14 protein-coding genes, 3 tRNA genes and 1 rRNA gene are annotated in these 14,042 nt (G+C 36.5%); all 18 read left to right on the top strand.

Annotation, left to right across the window (positions count from 1 at the left end):
- Nucleotides 1-560 (top strand): 23S ribosomal RNA (locus HMPREF1140_RS00500); the annotation flags it as partial.
- A gap of 198 nt (nucleotides 561-758) precedes the next feature.
- Nucleotides 759-831, top strand: a tRNA-Asn gene (locus tag HMPREF1140_RS00495).
- A 21-nt stretch (nucleotides 832-852) separates the two neighbouring features.
- Nucleotides 853-923: transfer RNA gene (locus HMPREF1140_RS00490), tRNA-Cys, on the top strand.
- 22 nt (nucleotides 924-945) lie between these two features.
- Nucleotides 946-1,029: transfer RNA gene (locus HMPREF1140_RS00485), tRNA-Leu, on the top strand.
- A gap of 176 nt (nucleotides 1,030-1,205) precedes the next feature.
- On the top strand, nucleotides 1,206-3,251 hold the full coding sequence (locus HMPREF1140_RS00480; protein ID WP_035619607.1) for a C40 family peptidase: 2,046 nt from the start codon (nucleotides 1,206-1,208) through the stop codon (nucleotides 3,249-3,251).
- A 127-nt stretch (nucleotides 3,252-3,378) separates the two neighbouring features.
- Nucleotides 3,379-5,007 carry an ABC transporter substrate-binding protein gene (locus tag HMPREF1140_RS00475; RefSeq protein ID WP_009661971.1) on the top strand — a complete coding sequence of 543 codons (1,629 nt, stop codon included), beginning with the start codon at nucleotides 3,379-3,381 and terminating at the stop codon, nucleotides 5,005-5,007.
- An 83-nt stretch (nucleotides 5,008-5,090) separates the two neighbouring features.
- A complete protein-coding gene (locus HMPREF1140_RS00470; RefSeq protein WP_009661972.1) occupies nucleotides 5,091-6,014 on the top strand; it encodes an ABC transporter permease in 924 nt (307 codons plus the stop codon).
- Nucleotides 6,015-6,022: 8 nt separating this feature from the next.
- Complete coding sequence (locus HMPREF1140_RS00465; RefSeq protein WP_035619604.1) at nucleotides 6,023-6,937, top strand: ABC transporter permease; 915 nt, start codon at nucleotides 6,023-6,025, stop codon at nucleotides 6,935-6,937.
- 1 nt (nucleotide 6,938) lies between these two features.
- Entirely contained in the window at nucleotides 6,939-7,946 is a 1,008-nt protein-coding gene (locus HMPREF1140_RS00460; RefSeq protein ID WP_009661974.1) for an ABC transporter ATP-binding protein, read from the top strand.
- The gene (locus HMPREF1140_RS00455; RefSeq protein ID WP_009661981.1) at nucleotides 7,909-8,859 is read left to right on the top strand and encodes an ABC transporter ATP-binding protein; all 951 of its coding nucleotides are present in this window, start codon (nucleotides 7,909-7,911) and stop codon (nucleotides 8,857-8,859) included. Before HMPREF1140_RS00460 ends, HMPREF1140_RS00455 begins: the two co-directional genes overlap by 38 nt.
- 18 nt (nucleotides 8,860-8,877) lie before the next feature.
- A complete protein-coding gene (locus HMPREF1140_RS00450; protein WP_009661978.1) occupies nucleotides 8,878-9,762 on the top strand; it encodes a YitT family protein in 885 nt (294 codons plus the stop codon).
- A gap of 83 nt (nucleotides 9,763-9,845) precedes the next feature.
- The gene (locus tag HMPREF1140_RS00445; protein ID WP_009661975.1) at nucleotides 9,846-10,208 is read left to right on the top strand and encodes an SMI1/KNR4 family protein; all 363 of its coding nucleotides are present in this window, start codon (nucleotides 9,846-9,848) and stop codon (nucleotides 10,206-10,208) included.
- 432 nt (nucleotides 10,209-10,640) lie between these two features.
- Nucleotides 10,641-11,126 (top strand): hypothetical protein, encoded by a 486-nt coding sequence (locus HMPREF1140_RS00440; RefSeq protein WP_035619611.1) that lies wholly within the window; start codon nucleotides 10,641-10,643, stop codon nucleotides 11,124-11,126.
- 131 nt (nucleotides 11,127-11,257) lie between these two features.
- Entirely contained in the window at nucleotides 11,258-11,797 is a 540-nt protein-coding gene (locus tag HMPREF1140_RS00435) for an RNA 2'-phosphotransferase (protein WP_009661982.1), read from the top strand.
- Between the two features lie 186 nt (nucleotides 11,798-11,983).
- Nucleotides 11,984-12,466, top strand: a complete 483-nt coding sequence (locus HMPREF1140_RS00430) for a hypothetical protein (RefSeq protein ID WP_009661976.1) — start codon at nucleotides 11,984-11,986, stop codon at nucleotides 12,464-12,466.
- Nucleotides 12,467-12,690: 224 nt separating this feature from the next.
- Complete coding sequence (locus HMPREF1140_RS00425) at nucleotides 12,691-13,155, top strand: hypothetical protein (RefSeq protein WP_009661979.1); 465 nt, start codon at nucleotides 12,691-12,693, stop codon at nucleotides 13,153-13,155.
- A gap of 42 nt (nucleotides 13,156-13,197) precedes the next feature.
- Nucleotides 13,198-13,665 (top strand): hypothetical protein, encoded by a 468-nt coding sequence (locus HMPREF1140_RS00420; RefSeq protein WP_009661980.1) that lies wholly within the window; start codon nucleotides 13,198-13,200, stop codon nucleotides 13,663-13,665.
- A 64-nt stretch (nucleotides 13,666-13,729) separates the two neighbouring features.
- On the top strand, nucleotides 13,730-14,042 hold a 313-nt coding region (locus HMPREF1140_RS00415; RefSeq protein WP_009661983.1), incomplete at its 3' end, for a hypothetical protein.

Below are 14,042 nucleotides of genomic sequence, written 5' to 3'. Positions count from 1 at the left end.
GGGAGCTTGACTGCGACACCGACGGGTGGAGCAGGTACGAAAGTAGGACTTAGTGATCCGGTGGCATAAAGTGGGATTGCCATCGCTCAACGGATAAAAGCTACCCTGGGGATAACAGGCTTATCACTCCCAAGAGTTCACATCGACGGAGTGGTTTGGCACCTCGATGTCGGCTCATCGCATCCTGGGGCTGTAGCAGGTCCCAAGGGTTGGGCTGTTCGCCCATTAAAGCGGTACGCGAGCTGGGTTCAGAACGTCGTGAGACAGTTCGGTCCCTATCCGGCGTGGGCGTAAGATATTTGAGAGGAGCCGTCCTTAGTACGAGAGGACCGGGACGGACTGACCGCTGGTGTACCTGTTGGAGAGTAACTCCATGGCAGGGTAGCTATGTCGGGACGGGATAAACGCTGAAGGCATCTAAGCGTGAAGCCCCCCTCAAGATGGGATATCTCATGTGAAAACAGTAAGACCCCTTGAAGACTACGAGGTAGATAGGGCCAAGATGTAAGTACAGTAATGTATTAAGTTGATGGTTACTAATAGGTCGAGGGTTTAACCAAGAAGGATAGAAATTTATAATACTCGGAATTTGGTACGCAGTTTTGAAGGCACATATTTTTCTTAGTGAGAACGAGCGTAGCGAAGTACGAACTTAGAAAAATAGCGTACTTGAACTTACGGAGTAAGTTCATAGTATTACCTTTCATAAAAAAATACTTGCATAATCAGTGATTATCTGATATAATACACGAGTATTTGCCCTGATAGCTCAGTAGGTAGAGCATGCGGCTGTTAACCGCAGTGTCACAGGTTCGAGCCCTGTTCGGGGCGCTTGTTTAGGCAACTAGACACGGCGACATAGCCAAGCGGTAAGGCGTGGGTCTGCAACACCCTGATCACCAGTTCAAATCTGGTTGTCGCCTTGATTAGAAAATCTAATCCTATGCGGGAATGCTGGAATTGGCAGACAGGCAAGACTAAGGATCTTGTGTCTGTATAGACGTGAGGGTTCAAGTCCCTTTTCCCGCACTTAAAGAACAACTTAGGTTGTTCTTTTTTTGTGTAAAACTTTTTAAACAGATTTATAACGCTAAACGTAATCAAAAGTTTAAAATATTGTAATAAGTATACTGGTGTAAAGTAATTGTTCAATCTTACAAATTTTGGTATAATTTAAGTACTCTAAAACAAAGCAAGGAGTGCTCATGAAAAGGAAAATTCTAACATTGGCATCCGCTCTAACCCTTGTTTCATTATGTAGTTTCAACGCCTATGCAGATATGGATTTGGAGACAAGTAACGCAGTCTCCGGTATGGCTGTAGCCTTAAACAATTATAAAGCAAGCTCTATATCTCCACAGACGGCTCTTGGTGAGTCATTAAAAGAAGCGACTACCAATACTATAGAGATAACGGGAGCTGACGATGCACGAACAAAACTTGTAAATGATACGGTAAAATATGAAGCACCGTCAATACAAGACAAACTCAAAGAGGATATCATAAAAGATGATATAGTTGTAGCCAATCGAAAAAAAGATACGATTGTTCATTCAAGTGCCAAAGAGACCGGTGAAGCTGTAGGAAGTATTTCTTACAGTTCAGTTGCGACAGTTGTAGGAACCGAGGTGAATGAAAGCGGAGAGTGGTTAAAAATCAACTCCGGAAGTGTTGAAGGTTATATAAAGGCTTCAGAAGTGGCTACAGGAGATAAAGCCAAAAAATTGGCGAAAGATGCAATCGTCACATATGCAACTGTTGTAGACATTGATAATGTAAGATTGAGAACAACACCTAATATAACTTCAAATACTCTCACTATGCTTGGAGGCGGAGAGAAGTTTGTGGTCGTAGGACAGGATAACAACTTTGTAAAGGTTCAGGTAGATGACGATCTCACAGGGTATGTTTACAAGGACTTTATAAAGACGGATATATCCTATAAAACAGCCAAGACCACAGAGGAGAGTACTATTGAGGCTCTGGAAAAAGCTAAGCTTGAAACGGAAGCCAAAGAGGCTATGGATATTTATCAAAATCTGGTAGATGCGGACGGTGATAAAACTGTAGCGGCAAAGAAAGATACGGTAGTTGCAGATACTACAAAAGCCAAAGAGACAAAGAAGCCTACAGAGGCAACCGATAAGACAACTTCAGAGAAAACAGGCACTGAACCTAAGACTATAAAATCTCCGGCAGCCGAAAAAAGAGAAACACCTGCAAGTAAAGAGGTGAATATCAATGTTCCGGATACAATAAAAGGAACAACAAAGTCTAATGAAGAAAAATTGGAGGCTCCAAAGGAGACTACAAAAGAGCCTGAAACAACGCTGAAACCTACATCAAAGCCTACGGAAGATGCCACAAAGCAGTCAACTAAGGCGGAAACAAATGCTGACACGGTTGAAGCTACAAAGAATTCCGAGGAGAAAAAAGTTTCGGAAACTATAAAGGCGATAGAAGACACTAAAAAAGAAACGGAATCGTCTAAAGTCACTATAGAAACTGTTAAAGAGCCTGAAGTGACAAGTATTCCGGAAACAACCAGGCAAACTGAAACGGTTCAGGAAAAGATAGATGCCGTACAGGCACCCGGAACAATCAGTGCTGTAGAAGATACAACAAAGCAAACAGAGGCTACAACGGTAGCTGAGGCGCCACAGACCAAGCCTGCAGAATCAAAGGTTGAAATCAGCACACAAGCTACAACCGCGGCAGGATATGGCCCCGGTGGAAATACCGAAAAGCCTAAGGAAGCAGAGACAAAGGCAAAGAAGGTTCAGAAAGAAAGCTCAGTCGTAACAGGTGAGAACGGTGGACCGGGTGTCAGCAAATCAAAGGCTACCACAGCTGCTACAACGGAAAGCACAAAAGCGGCGGTCAAGGAAAAGGCTTCAAGATCCGCAATAGTTGCTTATGCTAAGCAATATGTGGGAAATCCATATGTTTATGGTGGTACATCTTTGACAAACGGTGCAGACTGCTCAGGATTTGTAATGAGAGTTTATGAGCAATTCGGAATCAGTACCGGAAGAAATACAAGACAGCAGGCTAATAACGGAAGAGAAATAAGCGTATCTGAAGTTCAGCCGGGAGATTTGCTCTTTTACGGAAGCGGCGGAGAGATAAGCCATGTAGGTATATATATGGGCGACGGAAAGATAGTTCATGCTGCAAATAAGAATCTTGGGATTACAATAGGAAGAAGTGATTACAGAACTCCTATAAAAGCGGTTACATTCCTAAGATAGAATTTATAAAAAAGTTGGGTTGCGATTATTTTGCCCGACTTTTTTATATATTGGATATAAAAATTATTTGGCATTGATTATAAAAAGTATTATAATGTCATGTAGTAATAAGAAACGGGAGAGGAAAATGAAAAAAAGATTTATATTGTTAGGTGCTGTTTTAGCATTAACTCTAAGTGCATGTGGTTCAAAGACTACAGAATCAAACTCCACACAGGAGAGCAAAGCAACAACAAATATTGATACTACAGGATTTCTTGTAACATCAATTAATGCGGATATTCAGACTGCAGATCCACATAAGACATCAAAGGATTATATGGTGCCGTTAAATATATTTGACAGATTGGTGGAAGCAAAAATAAAGGGCGACGGTTCAAGTGAGCTTGTACCTTCATTGGCAAAAAGCTGGGACATATCAGAGGACGGAAAAGTTTACACTTTGCACTTACAGGAGGGTGTAAAATATTCAAACGGTGCTGATTTTAAAGCTGATGATGTGGTATATTCACTTACAAGAATTCTGGGAGTTACAGGAGCAGTAAACGGTGACTTTGTAAGCCAGATTGAAGGTGCGGATAAAGTTATGGACGGAAGCAGTAAAGAACTTACAGGTGTAAAAGCTTTGGACGATTATACTGTAGAAATTACTTTGTCAGAGCCTTATTCAGGATTTTTAGCATGTTTGTCATCATCACCTGTATGTATGCTTGATAAGGAAACTACAGAGGCTGCAGGAGATAAGTTCGGTATTGATCCTTCAGTAACTGTAGGAACAGGCGCATTCAATATGGCGGAGTGGACAGTAAATGATTCTATTGTACTTACAAAGAATGACACATATTGGGGTGGAGATGTATCTCTTCCGGGCGTTCTTATAAGAGTTATACCTGATTCCGAAACAAGAAATATGATGTTCAAGAACGGTGAGCTTGATATACTTGATTTTGACTACATGCTTGACTATATTGATACATATAAGAAAGAGATGCCTGATGTACTTTACCATACTCCAAGAGTAGGTATTACATACTTTACATTCAATGAGAATACGGAGCCTTTAAACAATGTTAATGTGAGAAAAGCAATTTCTATGGCAATCAATCGTCAGGAAATCATTGACTCATTACTTGGGGGTGTAGCAACAATTGAAAACGGTATTTTTCCAAGAGGTCTTATAGGATATAATTCTTCATTACCTGAGCTTAAGTATGATCCGGACGGAGCAAAAGCTTTACTTGCCGAGGCAGGTTATCCGAACGGATTTGATATGGAGATTTCAGTTGATTCATCATCATCAGATACTACAAAGACAATACTTGAAGTAATATCATCACAGCTAAGTGAAGTCGGTATAAATGCCGAGATAAAGAATTATGACGAGTCTACATGGCTTGCAACAAGAAAAGACGGTACACTCGGCTCATTTATGTCAACATGGACTGCCGATTACAATGATCCGGATAACTTTATCTATACATTCTTTGGAAATGAGAATAATACAAAGCAAAGATCACTGAACTATCCTGACAAGGCTGTGATGGATAGAGTAAGTGCGGCAAGAACAATAGTAAATTCTGAAGAGAGATTATCTGAGTACAATGATCTTGAAAAGAAAATTGTTACGGAAGACTTTGCATGGTTACCTATGTTCTCAAAAGAGCACTATTATGGTGTAAGTAAGAATATAGAGGGATTTGAGCCAAACTGGGCAGGAATTTCAGATATGAGATTTGTTGGATTTTCAAAAAAATAGCTATAGCACTTAAAATGGATAATTGGTATAATGGAGCGAGATATCGCTCCATTTTTTATTACCGGAGCTTTTTGGAGGCAGTTTTGTTTAAAAATATAGTTAAGAGAATTTTGGTATCCATACCTGTTTTGATAGGCGTGGTTTTGATAATATTTATAATGTTAAGAGTTGTACCTGGAGATCCTGTGACCACAATGCTTGGTGAACATGTAAATCAGGTTGTAATAGATAAGATAAGCAAAGAGATGGGACTTGACAAACCGCTGTATATGCAATTCTTTACATATATTTCACATGCTGTAAGAGGAGATTTCGGAACAAGTTACAGACTGAACAGGAATGTTACAGGTATAATACTTGATGCATTCCCGAATACGGTAAGACTTGCAGTATGTGCTGCAATAGTTTCATGGATAGTCGGCATTGTAAGCGGAATATTTGCGGCAGTAAATAAAAATAATATTTTAGACAGGTTGTTTATGGGCACTGCACTTCTTGGCGTATCCATGCCGGTATTTATGATAGCACTTGTATTGCAGTATCTTTTTGCCTATAAACTGAAAATATTTCCTGTATCCGGATATGAAACACCTGCTTCAATGGTATTACCTTCTATAGTACTAGGATGGAATTCTGCCGGAAGTATTGCCAGAATGACAAGATCCAATATTTTGGAAGTAATGCAGGAGGATTATATCAGAACCGCCAGAGCCAAGGGACTTTTGGAATTTGCAGTTATGAAATCACATGCCTTAAAGAATGCAATGCTTCCGGTTGTTACAATGATGGCACTTCAGATATCTTCCATGCTTTCAGGTGCGGTTATTACCGAAAATATTTTCGGTATTCCGGGAATAGGAAGACTTGCAGTAAATGCAATAGAGACCAGAGATATGCCTCTTTTACAGGGAACAGTTATATTTACAACAATACTGGTTATATTTGGAAATTTGATAGCGGACTCATTGTACTCTATTCTAGATCCGAGAATTAGAAAGGAGATATAGAAAGAGTGATGAAGAAAAATGATAATATGAGTAAAAATATAGATAGAGAGTCGGTTTTTGACACAGAAATTGAAATGGAAGAGAGCCTTGTTGAAAAACTGAAGACTGTAATTAAGCAAAACAAGCTGGCATTTTTTTCTCTTATAGTTATCTTTATAATTATATTTTGCGCTGTATTTGCAAATGTGATATGCGCATACGGACCAAATGCACAGAGTTTAAAAGACAGACTTTTGGCACCTTCATTTGCACATCCTCTCGGCACTGATGAACTTGGAAGAGATACATTGACTAGAGTTATATATGGAGCAAGAATTTCACTGACCATAGGACTTTTACCGACATTTATTTCAATGACAATAGGTACAATACTGGGACTTATTGCAGGTTATTTCGGCGGAAAGATAGATTTTGCTATAATGAGGCTTGCAGATATAATGCTTGCATTCCCGTCACTTTTACTTGCAATGGTTGTAATGTATACCATGGGTGGGGGACTTATAAATATATTTATAGCATTATCTTTGGTAAACTGGGCATCTACATCCAGAGTAATACGTTCGGAAACATTGTCACTTTCAAAGAAAGAATATGTTGAGGCTGCAAAAAGCATGGGTGTAAGTAATGCAACAATTATTTTCAGACATATATTACCAAACTGCATACCGACATTGGTTGTACTTTTTACCTTAAGTATACCTTCAGCCATACTTTCGGAGAGTTCTTTAAGCTTCCTTGGCGTGGGTGCACAGCCACCTACAGCAAGCTGGGGACTTATGGTCGTGAGTGCAAAAAAATATCTGTTTACACAGCCTGTACTTGTATTGGCACCGGCTATGGCTATAATGATTGTAGTTTTAGCATTCAATTTTTTGGGTGATGGACTAAGAGATGTATTAGATCCATATCTTAAGGAGCAGTAATATGGACAATATTTTGACTATAAGAGATTTAAAAGTTGCTTTTCAAGTAAAGGGTAAACTTGCCTATGCACTTGACGGCATAAATATAGATATACCAAAGGGAAAGATAGTTGGAATAGTTGGAGAAAGCGGATGTGGAAAGTCTATGACTGCTATGAGCATTATGGGACTTATAAAAAATCCGGGCAAGATAGTGGGAGGAAGTATAGACTTTTGCGGCACTGAACTTACAAAAATGAGTGTAAGAGATTATGCAAAAATCAGAGGTAAGGATATTTCTATGATCTTTCAGGAGCCTATGACATCACTTAATCCTGTGGTAAAGGTGGGAAAGCAGGTAATGGAAGCCATTATTTTGCATGAAAAGATTTCAAAAGAAGAAGCAAAAATGCGTGTCATTGAAATATTTAATGAGGTCGGAATTCCGGAAGCGGAAAAAAGATTCAACTCATACCCTCATGAGCTTTCAGGCGGTCTAAGACAGAGAGTAATGATAGGTATGGCAATGATATGTAAACCTAAACTTTTAATTGCCGATGAGCCTACGACAGCTTTGGATGTTACCATAGAAGCACAGATTTTAAAGCTAATGAAAAAACTGTGTGAATCTGTCGGAACATCAATTATAATGATCACCCACAATATGGGAGTTGTTGCCGAAATATGTGATTATGTATATGTAATGTATGCAGGCAGAGTGGTGGAGTCAACTCTGACAAAAACACTTTTTAACGAGACTGCACATCCATATACAAACGGACTTTTAAAGTCCATTCCTACTATCGGAAAAAAGCAGGACAGATTGTATACTATAAAGGGAAATGTACCGAATATCTTAAATTTGCCTAAGGGATGCAGATTTGTAGACAGATGTGATTATGCACAGGATATCTGCTTTTCTTCAAGACCGGCAGACGAGTACATAAAGGATAATCATATGGTTTCATGTTTCCTACATAAAAGGATAGAAGATGAAAAATGTAGTATTAAGTTTAAAAAACATAGTTAAGGAATTTCCTACATCAAAGAAAAATAAAAAAGTACATGCCATAAGTAATGTCAGTCTTGATATATACGAGAATGAGACCTTGGCTCTGGTTGGTGAGAGCGGATGTGGGAAATCAACTCTCGGTAAATGTGCTATAGGACTTATAAGTCCGAACAGCGGTGAGAGTATCTTTCTTAATGAAAATATTTATGAAAAAAAGGGCGAAGAATTAAAGCAGATTAAGAAAAATCTTCAAATAATTTTTCAGGATCCGTATGCTTCTTTAAATCCCAGAATGACGGTAGGGGAGATTATTGCAGAGCCCATTATCACACATAATAAGGGGATGAAAAAGAAAGATGTAAAGCTAAAAGTCCTTGATTTGATGGAAGATGTCGGTATCAGAAAAGAATACTATAACAGATATCCGCATCAGTTTTCAGGAGGGCAAAGACAAAGAATAGGAATTGCCAGAGCAATAGCTCTAAATCCCAAACTTATAGTATGCGACGAGCCTGTATCTGCGCTGGATGTATCAATACAGTCACAGGTTTTAAACTTACTTAAGGATTTACAGGAGAAGAGCAAAGCATCGTATTTATTTATATCACATGATTTATCGGTGGTAAATTTTATTGCCGACAGAGTTTGTGTGATGTTTTTGGGTAAGATATGTGAAATCGGAAATACGGATGATATTTTTGAAAATCCTCTTCATCCGTATACAAAGCTTTTACTTGATGCCATTCCAAGTATTGAAAATGCGGGAAGGCAAAAGGAAATACTTAAGGGGGAAATACCAAGTCCTATAGATGTTCCAAGCGGTTGCAGATTTCATACCAGATGCCCGTATTGCATGGAAGTTTGCAGAACGGATGAGCCTGTTTTGAGTGAAAAAAACGGCAGAAGTGTAGCCTGTCATAGGGTAAAATAAGTTTTGTGAGATGGTTTGATGGAAGAAAGTATAAAAAATAATAAAAATAACATTATAAAAAATGATATAAAAAGATTTGTCGTTATAACTTTGGCGGCTGTTTTGATGGCCGTTAATATCAAGACCTTTGTAAGAACCGGAGATTTATTCCCCGGAGGTGCGACAGGTATTACTTTGCTTATTACCAGATCTGCACGAATGTTTTTTAATGTAAAATTGCCGTATACAGTGGTAAATATTATATTAAATGCCATACCTGTATATATAGGTTTCAGATTTATAGGAAAGAAATTTACACTATTTTCCTGCTGGGTTATATTGCTTGCAGGCTTTTTGGTGGATATTATTCCGGGATATGTGATAACAGAGGATATATTGCTTATAACAATTTTTGGAGGAATGATAAACGGCCTGGCAATAAGTATTTGTCTTCTTATGAATGCCACTACAGGAGGAACCGACTTTATTTCTATTTTCTTATCCGAGAAAAAAGGAATGGATGCATTTAATATTATCCTTGTAGGAAATGCGGTAGTACTTTTGATTGCAGGACTTTTATTCGGCTGGGACAGAGCGCTCTATTCGATTATTTTTCAATACGTTACAACAACTGTTATACATGTATTGTACAGAAAGTACCAACAGATTACACTGTTCATTGTTACAGATCATCCTAACGAGGTTTGTGAGATAATTTCAGAAATCAGTCACCATGGTGCCACAACATGGAAGGGAGAGGGACATTACAATCATTGTGAGAGAACGCTTGTATACTCAATAGTATCAAGTGCCGAGGCTGATAAAGTGGTAAAGGCAATCAAAGAAATAGATAAGGCTGCATTTATAAATCTTATAAAGACACAACAGCTCCTTGGAAGATTTTACAGAAGAAGAGCGGATTAGAAAATATACTTGTTCATAAGCGGTCAAATTCTTATAAGTAGAGGAATTTGGTCGCTTTTTGTTTTTAAGAAAGAGGTATAGAAATGAAATTATTGGATGTCAGCAGTATATATAAAGGATTTGAATATCCGAAAGAATTTTTGAAAATTGTTCATTTGGGGCTGACGGATTTTGATTTTTGGTATTTGATGGATTATGAACAGGCTGTGTGTAGAATAAAGGGATTGCAAGAAAGATACCCCGACAGAAAGTTGGTACCATTTGCAAGAATAGGTGACAATGATGATATAGTTTGCTTTGATATAGACAGAGGCGGAAGAGTTCAAAAAATCCACGATTTTGCAAGTTTAGGATGGGAACAGAGAAAGGACTATGAAAGCTTTTGGGATTGGTTTAGAGAAGCTATAGATGAGATGATAGAAGAAGGGGAGTATGATGAAATATGAGGAATTAAGTAAGGAAGCTTGTTAAAACAATATAGTTAAAGTTTAATAGCAATAGTAATTGACACTAATGTATAATCTGTGGTATAAAATGGATTAAATAAAAAATCAGAAAAAGATGGGTGAATAGGATGAAAAAAAGAATAAAGAGTAAAGAATAATCCGATACTTTATTTGTATTCAACTTATGGAGCAATAGATTCACTAAATACAAATATAAAGAACCTTAAAGCACTTGAAGAAGCCGGATTTATAAAATTACCGAATATAGGTATACACTATGACAATCTAAGGAATACCATTATAAGGGAGAGTACAAAAGCAGGAAATTCTGTATATGCTGCAAATATACCTATAATATCAAATGGACTCGGAAGATTTCTTGGAGCTACAAATAGTTACAGATTTAGAAGAATTAGGGAGGATATTAAGGTAATGGGAGCATCAGGATGGATGTTTAGGAAAGGTAAATATGTAACAGAAAAAGACTTGGATATAATAATTGATATATTTACTGAAATGGGATTTTATTCAAGTAATAAGTTGGATATTAGTTCAGGTGAAAGAGAATATTTAACTATGAGTTTTTTTAATGATGAGTGGGTAAGAAAGTGGGATGAGGACGAACTTGATTCATTAGATGATAATGACCATATTAGAATTTACTTCTTTCCTAATTTGGAAATAAAGCGTGGAGAATATATTCCAAGTATGGGAGAAAAAGTACCTGCTTTTATTTACTTTGAAGATATTTCAGGTAGAGGAAGATTATTACTGGAATTCCTGCATAGATATTTTAAATTGTTTCCGGAGGATGTATTTATGGAGGTGCACTTTTATACAAAGGATGATATAGATAAGTTATATGCAAAAGTACCATGGAATGAGACTTGGATGTATGAGGATCCTAAAACATTCTAAATTATACTATTGATATTTTTTAAGAGGAGCTGTTTTATATCTTAACAGCTCTTCTTTACTAAAAAAAGTTGATAAACTTATAGATTGGTTTAGAGAAGCTATAGACGAGATGATAGAAGAAGGGGAATACGATGAAATATGAAGAATTAAGCAAGGAAGTTTCATATGCACTCCGACATGCACCCTGGGAGTATGAACTTGAGATGGACGAAGAAGGCTGGGTAAGTATTGAACAGCTTTTGAGTGCTCTAAATACAGAAGGTAAGCTTGGAAATATAACAAGGAACGATTTGGCTGTTATGATTGATAAGTCTGAAAAGAAAAGACATGAAATAAAGGCAGGAAAAATAAGAGCTTTGTACGGGCATTCCATACCGATGCATATAGTAAAGGAAGAGAAGGTTCCACCTGATAAATTATATCATGGTACTGTAAGGAGATTTATTGAGAGCATAAAAAAGAACGGACTTTTACCTATGAACAGACAATATGTACACCTGTCAGCCGATATAGATACAGCAAAAAAAGTAGGGCTTAGGCGTGACAAGAGTCCTTGTATATTGGAAATTGATTCTAAGAGAGCATATGAGGACGGAGTGGTATTTTATCATGGAAATGAAAAAGTATGGCTGGCAGATAAAATACCTTGGTGTTATATAACGGAATTATAGTGAGTAATAGAGTTAATAATACTGTAGTTTTTACATAAATATTTTAAAATCTATAAGGTAGGTATTTCTTAAGCAAGCTAAGTCAAAGAATGCAGGCAGAGGATTAGGAAAATATAAGACAAAATACAAACCTGTAAAAAAGTTTTAGAAGAAGAACTCAGAAGGTTTAGTGAGGTTAATAAAATAATGGGAATTTCTGCTTCTATATTTAGAAAAGACGAATATGTAACGGAAAGAGATTTAGATGCAATAATTGACATATTTGTTGAAATGGAATTTTATGCTAGTGATAAATCTAAAGATAAAGAAAGTAATGTATGGAGCGTTAGCTTTGTAAATGATCATTGGAGAGAGGTGTGGGATAGGCCAAAATATATACATGATGAGTTTAGAAATGATAGTGCAATAATATATTTTTACGAGGACTCAAAAGAGGCATTAGATAGTTATGTTCCGATTTTGGGTAAGGTATCAACATGTTTTTTGATTTTTGAGGATATAGCATATAGAGAAATTATGATGCTTGAATTTTTACATAGATACTTTAGTGTGTTTCCTGAAGATATATTTTGGGTAGATTATTTTTATACAAAGAGTGATATAGATAAGGTATATGCAAAACTGCCATGGAATGAAAATTGGTGTTATGAGGATCCTAAAACATTCTAAATTATACTATTGATGTTTTTAAGAGGAGCTGTTTTATATCTAACAGCTCTTCTTTACTAAAAAGTTGATAAACTTATAGATTGATTTAGAGAAGCTATAGACGAGATGATAGAAGAAGGGGAATACATGGAAATGAAAAAGTCTGGCTGGTAGACAAAATACCTTGCTATATAAGGGAATTAGATTGATAAATAGATTTGAGGAGATAAAGGGGTTTTTTAATTATGTGGCGTGCAGGTATATTAAGAAAAAGAATAAGAGCTAATAAAGAAGACATGGAAAAAGTCATAAACATTTTAATGTCAATGGGATATACACATTGTTCGATTCATGATTCAAAGGACTATTACTGGTTGTCTGCAAGTATACTTGAAGATGATGATGAAAGTAATATAAAAAAAAGAGTTTATTATCCGGATGTAAGTATGTTCCTGGTGGAGAGAGATAGAGAAGGGGTGTATAAGTTTTTTTATCCAAGAGAAAATTGCTATTATTATGCATATATTTATTTTGATGACATTGAAGGAAGAGAATTGATAATATCGGAGTTTTTATATAGATATTCTAAACTCTTTCCTGAGGATATTTTCTTAAGTGCGTCAGGATATGTATATACAAAAGAAGACATTGAAAAAGCATACTGTAATAAAGATTCAAATTGGATATATTACAGTCCGGATGCTTTGTAAAAAAGATCTCTTGTGGCAGCAGTATAAGAAGGGGATGTACATATGATATGTGAGGGAAGAATATTAGAAAAATTTGAGAGAAAAAGTATAACTGTTGATTGCAGGATGCTAAAGATACTTGATGCTATGAACTACCATAGAATAGTGACAATATATAAAAGTGATGGTAGTCTTATACTGTTTAAGGAAGATAATGAATACGATTTTTTTGATGAAAAAGATCCTGCGCCAATGATTCAAATTTATGCTTATTTAGGTATAAAGGAGCTTTTTACAAGAAAATCAAGAAAAAATGAGCTTGTTACCTTCTTTCGCTTTCCTGATATGATTGGAAAAGAACTTATCATATTGGAAATAGTACACAGATATATGGAAGAATACCCAAATACCGCATTCTATGTTGATAACGGTTATACATTCAGAAAACATCATATTGATGCAATATATAATATGCCTGAGCCTGATGCAGAGTGGATTTATAAAAGCCCGGATACGTATAAAAAAGGATGATATAGATAAGTTATATGCTTAACAGGACTATTTTGTGGCAGCAGTATAAAATGGAGAATTATATATGATATGTGAGGGAAGAATATTACAAAAATCTGAGGGTAGAAAAACATCTATCGGTGTCATCATGTGGAAAATACTTGATGCTATGAACTACAATAGAAGATTGATGATAGGTAAAAGAGATTATGATATTATACTGTCTAAAGAAGACAGTGAATATGATTTTTTTGATAAAAAAGATCCTGCACCAATGATTCAGATTTATTCTTATGTAGATATAAAAGAGATTTTCATAAGAAAGTCAAGGAAACAGGGGCTTGAGACCTTCTTTCGTTTTCCGGATATGATTGGAAAAGAACTTATCATATTGGAAA

Origin of the sequence: Lachnoanaerobaculum sp. ICM7 (genome assembly GCF_000287675.1) — a bacterium.
Classification (GTDB): Bacteria; Bacillota; Clostridia; order Lachnospirales; family Lachnospiraceae; genus Lachnoanaerobaculum.
This window is presented reverse-complemented; position numbering and strand designations above follow the sequence as displayed.

Coding starts and splice junctions, on each gene's coding strand:
- HMPREF1140_RS00440 (WP_035619611.1), top strand. CDS start 10,641: ATGGGAGCATCAGGATGGATGTTTAGGAAAGGTAAATATGTAACAGAA.
- HMPREF1140_RS00475 (WP_009661971.1), top strand. CDS start 3,379: ATGAAAAAAAGATTTATATTGTTAGGTGCTGTTTTAGCATTAACTCTA.
- HMPREF1140_RS00430 (WP_009661976.1), top strand. CDS start 11,984: ATGGGAATTTCTGCTTCTATATTTAGAAAAGACGAATATGTAACGGAA.
- HMPREF1140_RS00425 (WP_009661979.1), top strand. CDS start 12,691: ATGTGGCGTGCAGGTATATTAAGAAAAAGAATAAGAGCTAATAAAGAA.
- HMPREF1140_RS00455 (WP_009661981.1), top strand. CDS start 7,909: ATGAAAAATGTAGTATTAAGTTTAAAAAACATAGTTAAGGAATTTCCT.
- HMPREF1140_RS00420 (WP_009661980.1), top strand. CDS start 13,198: ATGATATGTGAGGGAAGAATATTAGAAAAATTTGAGAGAAAAAGTATA.
- HMPREF1140_RS00435 (WP_009661982.1), top strand. CDS start 11,258: ATGAAATATGAAGAATTAAGCAAGGAAGTTTCATATGCACTCCGACAT.
- HMPREF1140_RS00460 (WP_009661974.1), top strand. CDS start 6,939: ATGGACAATATTTTGACTATAAGAGATTTAAAAGTTGCTTTTCAAGTA.
- HMPREF1140_RS00445 (WP_009661975.1), top strand. CDS start 9,846: ATGAAATTATTGGATGTCAGCAGTATATATAAAGGATTTGAATATCCG.
- HMPREF1140_RS00465 (WP_035619604.1), top strand. CDS start 6,023: ATGAAGAAAAATGATAATATGAGTAAAAATATAGATAGAGAGTCGGTT.
- HMPREF1140_RS00450 (WP_009661978.1), top strand. CDS start 8,878: ATGGAAGAAAGTATAAAAAATAATAAAAATAACATTATAAAAAATGAT.
- HMPREF1140_RS00480 (WP_035619607.1), top strand. CDS start 1,206: ATGAAAAGGAAAATTCTAACATTGGCATCCGCTCTAACCCTTGTTTCA.